13 protein-coding genes and 1 pseudogene are annotated in these 15,683 nt (G+C 67.7%); 9 read left to right on the top strand and 5 right to left on the bottom strand.

Annotation, left to right across the window (positions count from 1 at the left end; genetic code table 11):
- Positions 1-11 precede the first annotated feature (11 nt).
- Positions 12-758 (bottom strand): LuxR C-terminal-related transcriptional regulator, encoded by a 747-nt coding sequence (locus tag ACLLJJ_RS41160; protein ID WP_434599920.1) that lies wholly within the window; start codon positions 756-758, stop codon positions 12-14.
- A gap of 743 nt (positions 759-1,501) precedes the next feature.
- On the opposite strand from ACLLJJ_RS41160, the gene ACLLJJ_RS41165 reads away from it, so the two are divergent.
- From ACLLJJ_RS41165 to ACLLJJ_RS41205, 9 genes and pseudogenes are all read left to right on the top strand, one after another.
- Positions 1,502-2,809, top strand: coding sequence for a glycosyltransferase (locus ACLLJJ_RS41165; RefSeq protein ID WP_434600672.1), 1,308 nt, complete (start codon positions 1,502-1,504; stop codon positions 2,807-2,809).
- A complete protein-coding gene (locus tag ACLLJJ_RS41170) occupies positions 2,809-4,233 on the top strand; it encodes an NDP-hexose 2,3-dehydratase family protein (protein WP_434599921.1) in 1,425 nt (474 codons plus the stop codon). The genes ACLLJJ_RS41165 and ACLLJJ_RS41170 overlap by 1 nt, the downstream gene beginning before the upstream one ends.
- A complete protein-coding gene (locus ACLLJJ_RS41175; protein ID WP_434599922.1) occupies positions 4,230-5,225 on the top strand; it encodes a Gfo/Idh/MocA family protein in 996 nt (331 codons plus the stop codon). Before ACLLJJ_RS41170 ends, ACLLJJ_RS41175 begins: the two co-directional genes overlap by 4 nt.
- A gap of 31 nt (positions 5,226-5,256) precedes the next feature.
- A complete protein-coding gene (gene rfbA / locus ACLLJJ_RS41180; protein ID WP_434599923.1) occupies positions 5,257-6,126 on the top strand; it encodes a glucose-1-phosphate thymidylyltransferase RfbA in 870 nt (289 codons plus the stop codon).
- A gap of 136 nt (positions 6,127-6,262) precedes the next feature.
- On the top strand, positions 6,263-7,300 hold the full coding sequence (gene rfbB, locus ACLLJJ_RS41185) for a dTDP-glucose 4,6-dehydratase (RefSeq protein WP_434599924.1): 1,038 nt from the start codon (positions 6,263-6,265) through the stop codon (positions 7,298-7,300).
- Positions 7,301-7,306: 6 nt separating this feature from the next.
- Positions 7,307-7,903, top strand: coding sequence for a dTDP-4-dehydrorhamnose 3,5-epimerase family protein (locus ACLLJJ_RS41190; RefSeq protein WP_434599925.1), 597 nt, complete (start codon positions 7,307-7,309; stop codon positions 7,901-7,903).
- Positions 7,900-8,880, top strand: a complete 981-nt coding sequence (locus ACLLJJ_RS41195; RefSeq protein ID WP_434599926.1) for an NAD-dependent epimerase/dehydratase family protein — start codon at positions 7,900-7,902, stop codon at positions 8,878-8,880. Before ACLLJJ_RS41190 ends, ACLLJJ_RS41195 begins: the two co-directional genes overlap by 4 nt.
- 362 nt (positions 8,881-9,242) lie before the next feature.
- Positions 9,243-10,097, top strand: a pseudogene (locus tag ACLLJJ_RS41200) (IS3 family transposase); the annotation flags it as partial.
- Positions 10,098-10,202: 105 nt separating this feature from the next.
- On the top strand, positions 10,203-11,876 hold the full coding sequence (locus ACLLJJ_RS41205; protein WP_434599927.1) for an IS1182 family transposase: 1,674 nt from the start codon (positions 10,203-10,205) through the stop codon (positions 11,874-11,876).
- Between the two features lie 182 nt (positions 11,877-12,058).
- Here the strand turns inward: ACLLJJ_RS41205 and ACLLJJ_RS41210 are convergent, their stop codons facing one another.
- The 4 genes from ACLLJJ_RS41210 to ACLLJJ_RS41225 all read right to left on the bottom strand — a co-directional run bounded on the left by ACLLJJ_RS41210 (position 12,059) and on the right by ACLLJJ_RS41225 (position 15,389).
- Positions 12,059-12,535, bottom strand: coding sequence for an RICIN domain-containing protein (locus ACLLJJ_RS41210; RefSeq protein ID WP_434599928.1), 477 nt, complete (start codon positions 12,533-12,535; stop codon positions 12,059-12,061).
- A gap of 561 nt (positions 12,536-13,096) precedes the next feature.
- On the bottom strand, positions 13,097-14,098 hold the full coding sequence (locus ACLLJJ_RS41215) for an ArsR/SmtB family transcription factor (RefSeq protein WP_434599929.1): 1,002 nt from the start codon (positions 14,096-14,098) through the stop codon (positions 13,097-13,099).
- Between the two features lie 81 nt (positions 14,099-14,179).
- Positions 14,180-14,560, bottom strand: a complete 381-nt coding sequence (locus ACLLJJ_RS41220; RefSeq protein WP_434600711.1) for a hypothetical protein — start codon at positions 14,558-14,560, stop codon at positions 14,180-14,182.
- Positions 14,561-14,651: 91 nt separating this feature from the next.
- Positions 14,652-15,389: a hypothetical protein gene (locus tag ACLLJJ_RS41225; RefSeq protein WP_434599930.1), complete on the bottom strand. Its 738-nt coding sequence runs from the start codon at positions 15,387-15,389 to the stop codon at positions 14,652-14,654.
- Between the last annotated feature and the right edge of the window lie 294 nt (positions 15,390-15,683).

A 15,683-nucleotide genomic window follows, 5' to 3' on the forward strand; every position in this document is an offset into this window, starting at 1 on the left:
CACCTTTCGGACTACTGCCCGGAGCCCCGTGGAGTGCAGCCCTGGAGTGGGGATTTGCTGTCGCGGATCGTCGGGCCACTGCCTCGGCTGGCTGCGGTCGTCAGCCGAGGCAATGACGTTTCGCTGTCGCGTATGGCCAGCGCGGCCTCAACTCGGCTGCGGAGGCCCAGCTTTGCCAAGAGTCGGCTCACGTGAGTTTTCACCGTATTCTCAGAAACCTTCAGCTGCTGTGCGATGCTCGCGTTGGGAAGGCCCCGGGCGAGGAACACCAGCACCTGGTGTTCGCGTGGCGTCAGCAGCGACATGAGCCGGGCGTCCGAGGCCACGGCTTCCTCGGTGGTCGTACGGTTGATTGCTCGGGTCAGCGGGCGGATGATGGTCGGATCGATAAAACCGTTCCCCTCGGCGATCAGCCGGATGGCACGATAGAGTTCCGATGCACTCGAATTCACCGGCAGAAATCCGACCGCGCCGGCTTCGAGCGCGCGCAGGATCATTCCGTCCGGGGAGTCGGAGGTCAGGAGCAGCACGTCGGTCGTGGTGGACGTTATTTCCCTGATGGTTTGCGGATTACAGAGCTCACGACATGAGCCGTCCATTACCACGATGTCCGAGTGCTGCATGGCGTTGGAGTGGGCTAACTGACTGCGGGTGGCGACTTGCGCGACCACTTCCATGTCGTCGGCTTCTCTTAGAATCCGGACGATCCCCGTTCGCATGAGACCTTCGGTGTGGGCAACCGTCAGATGAATCGTCATGATCAATACCCCCGTGTATCGAACGTGCTGCGGTGCGGTGCGTGGTGCGGGCCCGGTCAGGGTCGATGTGCAGCCAATTGCCCTCACGGTCACAAGGGAACGAGGCTGAAATCGAACCGAAAGTGCCTTGTGGTCGTTTTATGGTCAAGTACCGGCGGAACTCGGAAGAGGAGTTTTCAGTAATCTACAGGACGGGCTGGCGGGTTGCGGCTTGACATCGATGCCGCAGGCCGGAGCCGGCGCGCCGTTCCGGCCCTCGCCGGACGGCCTGCCGTGGACCGGCCCTCCGCCGGGGGTGCTCGGAGTCGGTGACGGTCAGGGGTACGGGAGTTGGGCTGGTCGCGCTGTCGGATCGGCTGCTCCTCTCGTGCTGCACACTCGTGGGCCGGTGCTGTCGAAGCGCCCGGTACGACCTGCGCGAGGGCGCTCCTGCCCCGCACGTTAACCACAGCCCTCCGCGTTCTCGAAGAGGCGAATGCGAAGCCGCCGAGACAACGGCACTTAGCTTCATGGGAGCGCCACGCGGAGTGTCCTCTGCGTTGCCCATATAGCACGAACATCGGTACTGGGAACGGTTGAGAAGTAAAGAAGAGCCGCTGTGGCACTTGTCGCCGCACATTTGTAGCACCTCCCTTCTTGCCCTTGACAACCGATCCCGCTGCCCCTTTGCTCTTTGGTGAGTTGCACTCGCCGGGACGTGCGGAGTGCGCCTGCCGGGACGCGGAACGAGACGGGCGGTAATGATGAGAGTGCTGGTCTATTCCTATGGAAGTCGCGGAGATGTGCAGCCGTATGTCGCGCTGGCGCATGCCCTGAACACTCAGGGACACACAGCAGTTCTTTCCGCTCCTGCCAGGTTCGGCGCGCTCGCCTCGGACTACGGAATAGAGTTCCGGGCCCGCGACGACGGTCTTCTCCGGCTGTACACGGAAGACCCGGATGTGCGGAAACTGATTGCAGGGGAACTCTCCGGCGGTGAGCGGAAAAAGGATCGCCTGAACGCCGTCGAAAAACTCAGACAGGGATTCAGGGAGTATCTCCCCCGGCTTCTTGAGGACACCTGGCTCGCCGCGGAGGACGGGGCGGACCTGGTCGTCCACCCCTATGACGACTTCGAACTGGGACACCATGTCGCGGAGAAGCTGGGCGTCCCCTCGGTCCTTGCCACCTTCTATCCAAACTTCGTGCCCTCGCGGCACTATCCGAGTGCCGCGATCAAACTGGGCACCGAACTGCCGCAGTGGTTGAACCGCCTGAGCTACCTACTCCTGGGGCGCCGGCAGACGGAAAGCGCCGAGGTCGACCGGTGGCGTCAGGAACGGCTGGGCCTGCCGCTGCGCCAAGGACGGCACGACCGGCTCCGCCGCCCGGACGGCGGGCGCGTCCCGGTCCTGCACGGTTTCAGCAAGCACCTGGTCGCTCCGGCCCCCGACTGGCCCGCACATGTACACACCACCGGCTTCTGGCATCTGCCCCACCGCTCCGACTGGTCGCCCCCCGAGCACCTGTCCACGTTCCTCGCATCGGGCGCGCCTCCCGTACTCGTCGGCTTCGGAAGCATCGCCGGAGCGGATCCCACGGAGACCGGCAGGATTGTGACCCGAGCGGCAGTCATCGCGGGAGTCCGCGTCGTGGTGGCGTCCGGATGGGGCAGCATCCAGGTCGACGAGGCCTCCGAGAACGTATGCGTGACCGGTGAGGTCCCGTACGACTGGATCTTTCCCCGGGTGGCCGCGGCTGTGCTTTCCGGAGGTACCGGCAGTGTGCATGCCGCGCTCGCCGCCGGTACTCCCCAGGTGAACTGCACGTTGCAGACAGAACAGTTTATGTGGGGCACCCGAGCGCAGCAGGCCGGCGGCGGACTCGCCCCGGTGGCGCGCGACAGCCTCACCCCGGAAACCCTCGCCGCGCTGTTCGCGCGTCTGACGAAGGACACGAAGCTGGCGCGGCGGACCGCCCGGCTCAGCGAATCCGTCCGCGCGGAAGGCGGCGCCGAGGCGGCGGTCCGGCTGCTCGCGTCATTTCAACAGCCCGTGGTGAAAGCCACCTGATGACAGCCGTCACCGCCCACCGCCGGAAGGGGCAGACGCTGCTCTCGGCACGCTACCTGCCCGAACAGGCGGACCGTATCGCTCTCTCGGCGACCGCGCGCGACGCACAGTCCCCGCACGGCGCCGCCGACGTCCAGCACTGGCTAGACGAGCGCCGCCTCGCCCACACCTTCCGCGTCGACCGTATTGCCTTCACCGCGCTGGACGGATGGTCGTTCGCGGAGACGGGCAATCTGCTCCATCGCAGCGGGCGCTTCTTCACCGTCGAGGGCCTGCACGTGACCGAAGTGGGCGAACCGTACGGTGACGGGCCGCCCCACGAGTGGCACCAACCCGTCATCAGACAGCCAGAGATCGGCATCCTCGGCATCCTGGCCAAGGAATTCCACGGCGTTCTGCATTTCCTCATGCAAGCCAAAATGGAGCCGGGCAACGCCAACCTCGTCCAACTGTCGCCGACGGTCCAGGCAACCCGCAGCAACTACACCGGAGCCCACCGGGGGAGCGGTGTCCGGTACCTGGAGTACTTCACCCGCCCCGGCGCGGGCACCGTCTTGGCGGACTCCCTGCAGTCGGAGCACGGCGCGTGGTTCTACCACAAATCCAACCGCAACATGATCATCGAAACAGACCGCGACGTACCGCCCCACGACGACTTCCGCTGGCTCACCCTCGCCGACCTCGCCGGACTGCTCCATCAGGACAACGTGGTCAACATGGACGCGCGAACGGTGCTCGCCTGCCTGCCGCACCGCGACCCCGCGCCCCGGGCGCTGCTCTCCGATGTGCAACTGCTCTCCTGGTTCACCGGTGAGCGCTCCGGCCGTCACGTGCGGGCCGAAACTGTCCCGCTGGCAGGGCTGCCCGGCTGGAAACGCGGTGAGTACGCCATCGAACACGAGGAGGGGCGCTACTTCAACGTCGTGGCTGTCTCCGTCGTGGCAGGCAACCGTGAGGTCCCCGGGTGGACCCAGCCGCTCATCGAACCGGTGGGCCGCGGCCTGGTCGCCTTCCTGATGCGGACCTTCGACGGGGTACCGCACGTACTCCTTCACGCCCGCGCCGAGGGTGGCTTCCTGGACACCGTGGAGCTTGCCCCGACCGTCCAGTGCGTCCCCGCCAACCACAGCCATCTGCCCCCCGATCAACAGCCCCGCTTCCTTGCCCACATCCTGACCGCGGACCCCGCCCGCGTGCGCTACCGCGTGGTCCACTCCGAGGAGGGTGGCCGCTTCCGCAACGCCGAGAGCGACTACCTCCTCGTCGAGGCCGAGGAGGAACACGCCCCGCTCGTCCCCCCGACCGGCTACATCTGGGCCACCCCCGCCCAGCTCACCTCCTTGACCCGCCACGGCCACTACCTCAACGTCCAGGCCCGCACCCTGCTCGCCTGTCTCCACGCGGCGGGCGTGAGTCCGGCGTGAGCGCGGAAGTCGGCCTCGCGCCCCTGCGCTTCGGTGTCCTGGGCACCTCCCGATTCGCGATACGCCGCATGCTGCCAGCTCTCGCGGAACTCCCCGGTACCGAGTTGACGGCGATCGCCTCACGGGACATCCACCGGGCCGAGGACGCGGCCGCCCCGTACGATGCCACCGCCGTCCAGGGCTACGAGGCGCTGCTGCGGCGCGACGACGTCGACGCGGTGTATGTGCCGCTGCCCGCCTCGCTGCACGCGCACTGGGCCGAGGCCGCGCTGCGAGCGGGCAAACACGTCCTGGTGGAGAAGCCGGCGACCACGCAACCCGAGCACGCCGCGAGCCTCGTCGAGCTGGCGCGGCGCGCCGGTCTGGCGCTGATGGAGAACATCATGTTCGTACACCACCATCAGCACGCGACCGTACGCACCCTGGTAAAAGACGGCTGCATCGGCGAACTGCGTTCCCTCCAGGCCGGGTTCGGCATCCCGCGGCTGGTCACCACAGACATCCGCTACGCCCAGGAACTGGACGGGGGCGCGCTGTGGGACGTGGGAATCTACCCGCTGCGGGCAGCTCTCCACTTCCTCGGCCATGACCTCGAAGTGCTCGGCGCGCGCCTCACCCGGGGCGCGTACCAGCAGGTCGACACCGCGGGGGCCGCCCTGCTGAGCACCCCCTCAGGGGTCACGGCACAGATCGTCTTCGGGCTGGACCACGGCTACCGGTCGTTCTACGAACTCTGGGGCAGCGAAGGCCGGATCACCGTGGAGCGCGCCTTCACCCCGCCGGCCGACCACAAACCCGTCATCCGGATGACCCGCGCCTCGGGCACCGAGGAGATCCGGCTCGCCCCCGACGACCAGACCCGCAACACCCTCGCGGCCTTCATCGCATCGGCCCACTCCATGGAAGGGCCGGGACACCAGCACGAAACCCTGCTCCGCCAGGCGCAGTTGCTCGACAACGTCCGCGAGGCGGGCCGGGACCGCCCGGCCTGAGCGGCCGCACACGGAAGAACGGAGCAGGTCATTGAAAGGCATCCTCCTGGCGGGCGGGCACGGCTCCCGCCTGTACCCGATCACGCTGGGTACCTCCAAGCAGTTACTGCCCGTCTATGACAAACCGTTGATCTACTACCCGCTGTCCGTGCTGATGCTCGCGGGGATCCGTGAGGTCCAGATCATCTCGACACCGGACGATCTCGGCAGTTTCCAAAGGCTGCTGGGCGACGGATCCGCTCTTGGCATGTTCCTCAGCTACGCGATCCAGGACCGCCCGCGCGGCCTCGCGGAGTCCTTCCTGATCGCCGCGGATCACATCGGCAACGAATCCGTGGCCCTCGTCCTGGGCGACAACATTTTCCACGGCCCCGGCTTCGCGCGGCTGCTCCAGAGCAAGGTGCGCGACGTGCAAGGCTGCGTGCTGTTCGGCTACCCCGTGAGCGACCCCGAGCGGTACGGCATAGGTGAGGTCGACGACCAGGGGACGCTGGTGTCCCTCGTCGAGAAACCCGAGCGGCCACGGTCGAATCTCGCCGTCACCGGGCTCTACCTCTATGACAACGACATCGTCGACATTGCGAAGAACCTGAAGCCCTCAGCGCGTGGCGAACTGGAAATCACCGACGTCAATCAGGTCTACCTGGAGCGCGGCAGAGCCGAACTCGTCTCCCTGGGGCGGGGCTTCGTCTGGCTGGACGCCGGAACCCACGACGCGCTGACCGAAGCCGGCCAGTACGTGCAGATCCTGGAGCACCGCCAAGGCGTTCGTATCGCTTGCATCGAGGAGATCGCCTGGCGCATGGGGTTCATCGACCGAGAGGCCTGTCTCAAGCTCGGCGGCCGGCTCGCCGCGTCCCCCTACGGCCAGTACGTCCTTGACGTCGCAACGGCCGAGTGACTCCTGCCCGCCATCCCGGGGCGGGCCACCACCCGTCCTGCCCCACGCCGGAGGTACCCACCATGCGTACGCACAACCCGGCCCTGCCCCCGCCGTCACCCCCGGGTGTAACCGGGCACGAACGGGACGTCCGCACATGAGGATTCTCGTCACGGGCGGCGCCGGATTCATCGGCTCCCACTACGTCCGCGCACTGCTGGCCGGGCGATACGCACCACAGGCCGGCACGGACATCACCGTGCTGGACAAGCTGACCTACGCCGGCCGCCGCGCCAACCTGCCCGCGGCGCACGACCAGCTCACCTTTGTCCGGGGCGACATCTGCGACGCGCCCCTGCTCAACGAACTGCTGCCCGGCCACGACGCGGTGGTGCACTTCGCCGCGGAGTCCCATGTGGACCGCTCCATCGCAGGAGCCGCGGACTTCATGCGCACCAATGTGCTCGGCACCCAGACCGTGCTGGACGCCGCACTGCGCTCCGGCGTCGAGCGGTTCGTCCACGTCTCCACCGACGAGGTCTACGGGAGCATCAGCCAGGGCTCCTGGGACGAGGCCAGCCCACTGCTGCCCAACTCCCCGTACGCCGCGTCCAAAGCCGCGTCGGACCTCGCCGCACGCTCCTACTGGCGCACCCACGGGCTCGACCTCTCGATCACCCGCTGTTCCAACAACTACGGCCCCTACCAGCACCCGGAAAAGCTGATCCCGAGCTTCGTGACGCGTCTGCTAGACGGCAGACCTGTGCCCCTGTACGGCGACGGACGCAACGTACGGGAGTGGACGCATGTCGACGACCACTGCCGAGCCGTCCATCTGGTCCTGCTCAAGGGCCGTGCCGGAGAGATCTACAACATCGGTGGCGGCACGGAACTGTCCAATCTGGAACTCACCCACCGCCTCCTCGAACTCTGCGGAGCCGACCCCTCGATGATCCGTCGCGTCCAGGACCGCAAGGGACACGACCTGCGCTACGCCCTGTGCGACACCAAGCTCCGCGAAGAACTGGGGCACACACCACGGGTCACCCTCGCCGACGGGCTCGCCGGGACCGTGACGTGGTACCGCGACAACCCAGGGTGGTGGAAAACAGCAGAAACCGGCGATGCCCCGGAGAAACCGGAGGCCGATCGCATGAGCCGCGACCGAAGCAACCCGACCCACAGACAGGGGTGAGACCCAATGCGGATACGCGAACTGGAGATCGAAGGCGCGGTCGAATTCACACCACCGGTGTTCCACGACCGGCGGGGCATCTTCGCAGCCCCGTACCAGGGGGACGCCTTCGAGAAGCACCGCGGCAGCCCCCTCTTCCGGGTCGAGCAGGTCAGCCACAACATCTCCGCCCGCGGAGTGCTCCGCGGCCTCCACTACACCCTGGCCCCACCGGGCATGGCCAAGTATGTGTACTGCCCGTACGGCAGCCTTCAGGACTACCTGGTCGACCTCCGGACCGGGTCGCCGACCTTCGGTCGGTGGACCAGCACCCGACTTGAGGCCGACCGCTGTAACGCTTTGTACATCCCCGTCGGCGTGGGGCATGCCTTCATCTCGCTGGCGGACAACTCCCTGTGCATGTACGTCATGTCGCAGGGTTACGTTCCCGAGCACGAACTGTCCATCGACCCGCTCGACCCGGCCATCGGACTGGACTTCCCTCAGGGACTCGACCCGATCCAGTCGGACCGTGACCTCGCCGCCCCCTCCCTCGCCGAGGTCCGGACGGCCGGGCTGCTGCCCGCGTACAAGACCTGCGCCGAACTGGAGATACAACTGTGACGCCACTCGTCGTCGTACTCGGCGCTGCCGGTTTCATCGGCTCCGCCATCGTCCAGGAACTCGCCGACCAGGATCTGCGGATACGGGCCGTATCCCGTAGACCGACCGCAGTACCCCCACACGCCCGGACGCGGATCGAGGTGCGCACCGCCGACTTGACGGAGCCGGGTGCGATGGCCGCGGCTGTCACCGGCGCCGATGTGGTGATCCACTCGATCGCGTACATCGCCGCCTCCACGACCTGGCGCCTGGCCGACGGGGACACGGAAGCCGAGCGCATCAACGTCGGACTGTTGCGCGACCTCATCACCGTGCTGGACGACGGCAGACGTTCGCCCACCAGTGTGCTATTCACCGGTTCCGTCTCGGCTGCGGGGCCGTCGGCGCACGGTGACGTCTACGACGGCACGGAGACCGACCGGCCGCAGGGCGAGTACGACCGACAGAAGCTCGCCGCCGAACAGCTGCTGCTCGAAGCGAGCCGGGCGGGTGTGCTGCGCGGCGTCTCGCTCAGACTGCCGACGGTCTTCGGACACGTCCCGGACTCGCCCACCAGGGACAAGGGCATCGTCTCCGCGATGGTGCGCCGAGCGGCGGCGGGAGAACCCATCACCATGTGGCACGACGGCACTGTGCGCCGGGACCTGCTCCATGTGCGGGACGCCGCACGGGCCTTCACCGCCGGAATCGGCCATATGGACGCCCTGGTGGACCAACACTGGGTGCTGGGCACGGGGCGTGGAGAACCGCTCGGAGAGGTGTTTTCCACGGTGGCCAGCCTAGTCGCGCAGCAGTTGGGGAAGCCACCGGTGCCCGTGCTTTCCGTGGAGCCACCCGCCCATGCGGAGGTGCGCGACTTCCGCAGTGTGACGGTCGACGCCTCGGCTTTTCGCACGGCCACCGGCTGGCGACCGGAGACGACGCTGGAGGAGGCTCTGCGCGACACCGTCGCCTTTCATACACGCTCGCAAGTTTAAGTTAATTAGTAATCATTATGGTGCGGGCACGGCATCACAGTCGTCGGCGTAGCGCCGCCCCGTGAGCCGGGGCGTGGTGCCTGCCATCCCCAACTCTCGGGGGACTCAAGTGATTTCGCATCGTGCAGGGTCGGGCGCGTGCCCGCCGGGTCGTCGCCGCGCTCGGGGCCGCAGCGCTGGTTTTGGTGGCCGTACCTGCGGCGCAGGCCGAAACCGGGGCCGCGAACAGTCCGCCGCACTACGACAGCCGGCCCGCCCCGACCCCGTACATGGGCTGGAACACCTGCTATGCCCTCGGCGCTCCAACGGAGGACCAGGTCAAGGGGGTTGCAGACCATTTGGTCAGCAGTGGCCTGAGATGGGGCTCCCCGCTGGTGATCGGTTCCGACCCGCGGACGCTGCCGCAGTCGATGATCGACACCCTGCGTAACCCGGAGATCCTCGCCGTCGACCAGGACGCCCTCGCCATCCAGGGAGTGCGCGTCGCCTCCGACGCCGTCGGTGACGTCTACAGCAAGGTGCTCCAGGGCTCCGGCAGGCGTGCGGTCGTGCTGCTCAACCGGTCCGACCGCCCGGCCGAGCGCACCGTGCGCTTCGCCGACGCCGGCCTCGCCGGCGAGGCCGCCGTGCGGGACCAGGCCGGCCGTCGTCGTGTCGCCCGACTGATGCAGGCCGCCGGACTGCAGGGCCGGCGCCGCAGACGACGGCAGGCGACCACGATCCCGGATCCCGGGGCTGCCTTGCGTCCCGACCTCATCGTCCGGGACTTCCAGCCCGACCGCACCGGGCTCGATGCTCGCTGGTGCGGCGACATCACATACATTCCGACGGACGAGGGCTGGCTCTATCTGGCCACGGTCATCGACATCGCCTCGCGGCGCGTGGTCGGCCGGGCAACCGCCGACCACCTGCGAACCGAGCTGGTGGCCGACGCGCTGACATCCGCCTGCCGGCAGCGTCGCCCTACCCGTCCCGTGATCTTCCATCCGGATCGCGGCTGTCAGTACACCAGCCAGCAATTCGCTTCCCTGGCAGGCGAGTTCGGGGTCCGGCTATCGGTCGGCCGTACCGGTCAGTGCTGGGACAACGCGCTCGCCGAGTCGTTCTTCTCGACCATCAAACGCGAACTGCTCGGTACCTGCGCCTGGCCCAGCCGGGCCGCCGCCCGCACCCCGATCTTCGACTTCATCGAAGGACCCTGTTGCCCAATAGTGTGAAACCTTCGGTGATTACGGTGTGTGCAGGGCGGTGAGCGTCGATGCTGCTGTTCAGGGTCGGGAGTGGGGACGAAATTACCTGGCCGTGAAGTTGGGGGTGGAGTGGTGTCGATGCGGTCGGACTCTGGAGTTGAAGTACCCGTAGTGACCCGGAGTGTTGCTCGTGCGGCGTTTCCCAAGGGCTGCTTGGCGATGCGGATCCGGGATGGCCTCGGCCCATTGTTCTGCGACGAGGAGTTCCGGGAGTCGTTCGGGGTGCGAGGCCGTCCGGGTGTCTCGCCCGGCCGGCTGGCGCTGATCAGCATTCTTCAGTTTGCCGAGAATCTGACGGACCGGCAGGCTGCGCACGCGGTGCGGGCCAGGATCGACGTGAAGTACCTGCTCGGCCTGGAGTTGACCGACCCCGGCTTCGACCACACTGTGCTGACCGGGTTCCGGGACCGGCTATTGGGGCACGGCCTGGAGGAGAAGATCCTGGACCTGCTGCTGAAACGGCTGGCCGGGATGGGACTGGCTGCCTCCGGTGGGCGGCAGCGGACGGATGCCACGCACGTCCTGGCCGCGGTCCGCAGCCTCAACCGCCTCGAGTTCGTCGGAGAGACACTGCGGGCAGCGATGGAGGCCCTCGCCGTAGCCGCGCCGGACTGGATGCGCACGACCATGGACCCGGTGTGGCAGGAACGCTACGGAACACGGGTTGACGCCTACCGGCTGCCGACGGACGAGCAAGAGCGGCGTGATCTCGCCCAGCAGATCGCGGCTGACGGCTATCGCCTGCTCGAAGCAGTCATCGCGCTGACGGCGCCGGCCTGGCTGCGGGATGTGCCCGCCCTCGCCATCCTGCGCACGGTGTGGGTGCAGCAGTTCACCCGCACCGTCACCAACGGAACCGGGGAGGTGGCCTGGCGGGGGAAGGATGATCTCCCGCCCAGGAGAATTCTGATCGCCTCCCCCTACGATCCCGAGGCCCGGTACTCGAAGAAGCGCGGGTCAGCCTGGGTCGGCTACAAGATCCACCTCAGTGAGAGCTGCGACGACCCGGAGGAGACCCACCGCCCACACTTGATCACCCACGTCGAGACAACCGACGCCACTGTCAACGACGCGATGGTCGTCGAAGCAGTTCACGACCGCCTCACCAGCAGGGACCTCCTGCCCGCCGAGCACCTCCTGGACGCCGGATACACATCGGCCGAGTTGCTCCTCACCGCGCCGATCGCCCGCGGCGTCAGCGTCATCGGCCCAGTCCGGTCGAACAACACCCGCCAAGCGGCTCAGAAGAACGGCTTCGGCAAGACCTCCTTCACCATCAACTGGCAAGCCAAGCAGGCAGTTTGCCCTACGGGTGCCACGAGCAGATACTGGACGGCCGGCGTGGACAACAACGGCCGGGACGCGATCCGTATCCGCTTTGCGACCTCCACTTGCGCACCGTGCCCCGTCCGCGGCCAGTGCACCCGCTCCACCCGATACGGACGGCAGCTGACCGTGCGCCCACAAGAACAGGACGCGCTCCTCGAACGTGTCCGCGCAGAGCAGTCCACGGACGAGTGGAAAGACCGCTATGCGGCCCGCGCCGGAGTGGAAGGCACCATCCACCAGGCCGTCGCGGCCACTGGAGCACGCCGGACCCGCTACACCGGCCTGCGCAAGACACACCTCGCGCACGTCCTGACCGCAGCAGCCATCAACCTGATCCGACTCGACGCCTGGTGGAACGGGACTCCTCTTGCCAGGACCCGGACCTCCCGGCTGGCTGCCCTTGAACTTGCAGCCTGAGACCAATTGGGCAACAGGGTCATCGAAGGCTGGTACAACTTGCACCGACTGCACAGCAGCCTCGGCTACCTCAGCCCCGCCGAATACGAGACCGCGCTCGCAGCCTGACCACCACACCAATGGCGTCCGTCAAAACGGAACAAGCTCAGTGACGGCCCGCCGCGCTCACGGGGTCAGTCGGTTCACACCTGGTCGATCACCCATCGGGACGCCGTCCCGATGGTGGGCTGGAAGACTACTTGGGCCCCGAGGAGTCCGTTGGCATGCAGGTACTTGCCGCTCCAGTTGTGCTTGATGGACTTCGGGCTGCCGGACGTGGTCGTCCACTGCTGATACCCGCCACCGTTGCACGGGAATGTATAGACATCCGCACCGTTTCCGTCGAGGCAGTGGCCTGATACCGGGTTCCTGAAAATGCCGCCGCTGATCGTCCACACCTGCTTCGCGCTACGGTCACAGTTGCCGAGGACGAGGTTTCCCTTGCCTGTCGGAACGTCCACCACCTGAAGGCAGGAGTTGCGGCTGTTGGCGTTGATCACCTGGTAGTACACCGGCGCCGCCGCCTGCGCCGAAGCCGGGGCGCCGGCCAGCAGTGTCGAACCGAACGCGATCGCCGCGCCTGCACCGGCGAGTCGGATGAAGCGTCCCTTGAGTTCCATGGTTGATCCCCTTGAGTTCAGATGATTGGCGGTCGCCTGTGGCGCCGCCCGGTCGTTCGGGTTTCCTGGGATGTAATGAGAAGAGTGTTGTGCGGAACGGGCAGCCGGAGCCGACGAACCACAAGTCGGTGAGCTCGGCCGGCCCGGGATACTGCTGGTACACCTGGGACTGCACCTACAGCGCCGTCGGTACCGAGAAGCTGTTCTGCCAAGTCGAAGTCCCCTGCGTCCACGCGTTCCCGACGGGGACGTCGAACTTGGTGACGGGGTGAGCGGTTGCGTCAGTACCGACGGCGGGAGCGCCGGGCAATGTGCCCGCTGTCAGCACGACGGAACCGAGGGCGCGGCGAGGTGGGTGCGCATGCGATCTCCAGGATGTGAGCCGGTTGCGGCTTCGTATCCTGCCCGGGCCGGACACCTGCGGCCCAGCTGTTAAGCCAGGGCTTAAAGGGAGACGCGGGGGACAGCACTCGTGCATCGCACGAAGCACGAAGAGGGTTCCGGTAGCAGCGGAGAGCGGGGCCGGTCCGCCCACCGGGCTGATGCCTGCGCGGCCTCGGCTCACGGCTCGGTCATTGTGCCGGTCGTCAACAAGGCCAGCCCCAGAGGGGTGATGAGGTGCAACACGGATCCGCCACGGCGACTGGTGGTGATGAGGTCCGCGTTCCGCAGCACCGTCGTGTGCTGACTGGCCGCTGCGGCCGAGACGTTGAGGCGGCGTGCCAGCTCGGTCGTCGTGCAGCCCTCCGCTGTCACCCGCAGCGCAGCAGCCCGGGTGCGGCCGAGCAGTGACTTCAGGCTCTGGCCGGAGGCCCCATCCGGTTCGACCAGGCCGACCCCGGTCAGCGGCCCGCGCAGGGCCGGCACGGCCAGCCGGGGCGGCTGGGCTGTGTCGAGCGGGTCCCAAAGAAAGCTCGCGGCGCGCGTTGCGAAAACAGTGGGCGTGATGATCAGTCCCCTGCCCTGGAGACGCACCTCGGTCCGGCGCGGGTACGGAGCTTCCAGCACGGGCGGACGCCAGCGGACCAGTGGTGCGCAGAGCGAGCGCAACAGCAGGTCGATGCCTCCCTCAAGCATCAGGTTCGCGTAGCGGGTGGACAGTGCGACCAGTTCGGACCGCACCTTGTGCCAGTAGGGCTCCACGGTCAGCCGATGGCAGGCCCGTACGGCCTCGGCGAGCTCCTGCCGCGCGTCTCTGTCCCCCTCGGACACCCGTCTGGCCCACGGCAGGTGTCGGGGATGGAAGTCGAGACCTTCGAATTCACGTCGCAGCCGGGAGCTGGGTGCATGCAGGAGATTGTCCACGGCGTGCTCCAGCGAGGGCACCTCACCCATCAGGGCCAGCAGGTCGAGCCCCGGGCCGCGTACCGGAAGCAGGGACGTCAGCGGGCGGGTATCCGCTCCCATTCGGCCCGCGACTGCTGACCGCCACGAGCGGAAGTGAGGATGGTCCAGGCTCCCTCTCAGCACTTCCAGGCTGTAGTAGGTCTCCGCCGCGACTCCGATCGTCGCGGCCACACGTGTCCGCGCGAGGTCTTCCGCGGTGAAGTGAATGCGTAACACCAACCGGCCCCCTGCCCCAGCGATAGTGCGCGTCTGTGCACTACCAGCATGCCCCAGTAGAACTCCGTGAGGTCCTCCCGGTCATGTTGTCGGGGAGCATGTGGGTGTGGGACGGCCCATGCGGCAGGCCGAGGGCCTGCGGGCGGACTTGACGGAGTTTGTGGCGGATGTGTTCGCGTCGGCGCCGCGACGGGACCAGCGGGCCGCCTTCCACAGGTACTCGAGTGCGTGGATCAGGTCGGCGACCAGATGAACCGTCACCTGGCGGCGTTTCGCCTCGGCCTCGATCAGTTCGATCTGGTGGCGGTCCCCGTCCACCAGCACCACCCAGCAGCGCGTATGCCCCGGGTCTCGGGAGGCGGCCTGGTCGAACGCGGCGGTGACCACCGCGGCGGCCCGGGTACGGACGTGCCCCCGTACGGCCGCCTGCACGCGCTGCTCCTCTGCACGGCCGCCGGTCACCGGTCCGTCTCCTCTCCGCCCGAGGGGGCGACAGCGGGACCGGCCTGGCTCGCGGCCGCAGCCCGGTTGCGGAGGATCTCCCCGCCGATCATCAACGACCTGGTGACGCGGGCGCGCCCCCGCTGCCGGTAGGCGCTGCGCCGCCCGTCGGCCGTGGATCACCTGGTTCGTGGACTGCGCGTCGAACACAATCATGGGTGTGGCGGTCACCCCCGGGCATCCGTCGCGGGAGTCGGTCCTGGCCGTTGGTGACGGTGAGCTCGGCCGATGCCGACCGCCTACCGTCCTTGGCCGCGCTGGCCGTGATCGGGGAGATCCGCACCTGGTTCTGCGACCAGGAGCCCCGGGCCTGGACGGCGCTGGTGGAGGTCGTCGTGCCGCCGGGAGCGCCCGAGCTGTCATCGGTGGTGGCGCTGCCCGGGAGCTTGCCCTCGAAGAAGAGGTCGTCAGCCTGGGCCATCCCTTCCCGCGTGGCCTCGGCGGTGACGGTGACCAGTTGCCCGGCGGTCTGCGGCGGCACCGCCACACCGATCTCGGCGGTGACGGTGCCTTGCGGCGCCGCCTTGACCGCTTCCTCCCGGGTGGGCAGTTCGGTGAGCGTGCTGTCCTTGACGGCGACCGCGGCACGGCCGAGGGCGCCGTATCGGACCGTGAGCACGGTGTCGGGCAGTCGAGCGATCTGCCCGCTGGTGTTGGTGAAGCGCGCCTGGGTCCGCAGCGCGGTCCAGCCGGCCGGCACGTCGCCGGCCGATGTCCCTGCGGTGGCCTTCTGGAACGGCTGAAGTGTCAGGTTCCAGCCCTGTTGGGCGACGGGGGAGGTGCTTCCCAACGCGGTGATGCCTGCGGGGAGCCCCGACGGTGTGGCGCTGGCGGCGCGTTGGTCCGACTTGGGTGTAGCTCTTCCGCAGGGACTCTGATCAACTCCTGAGCTGCACCATGCAGCTCAGAAGCCCCTTCCGCCCCTCCCCTACGCGGCTTGCGTGCAAGCGTCTGGGCCTGCCTTCTCCGGAGACTGGTCCGCCATATCGAGGGGCGCGGGCCGCATGAGGTTCTGCAGGACTTCCCGGCAGCGTTGCCAGGCGCGGGGCACGAGGTGTCCGTTGGAGCGCGTGATCAGGTACGC

It is taken from the genome of Streptomyces sp. A5-4, assembly GCF_051131715.1.
Taxonomy (GTDB): domain Bacteria; phylum Actinomycetota; class Actinomycetes; order Streptomycetales; family Streptomycetaceae; genus Streptomyces.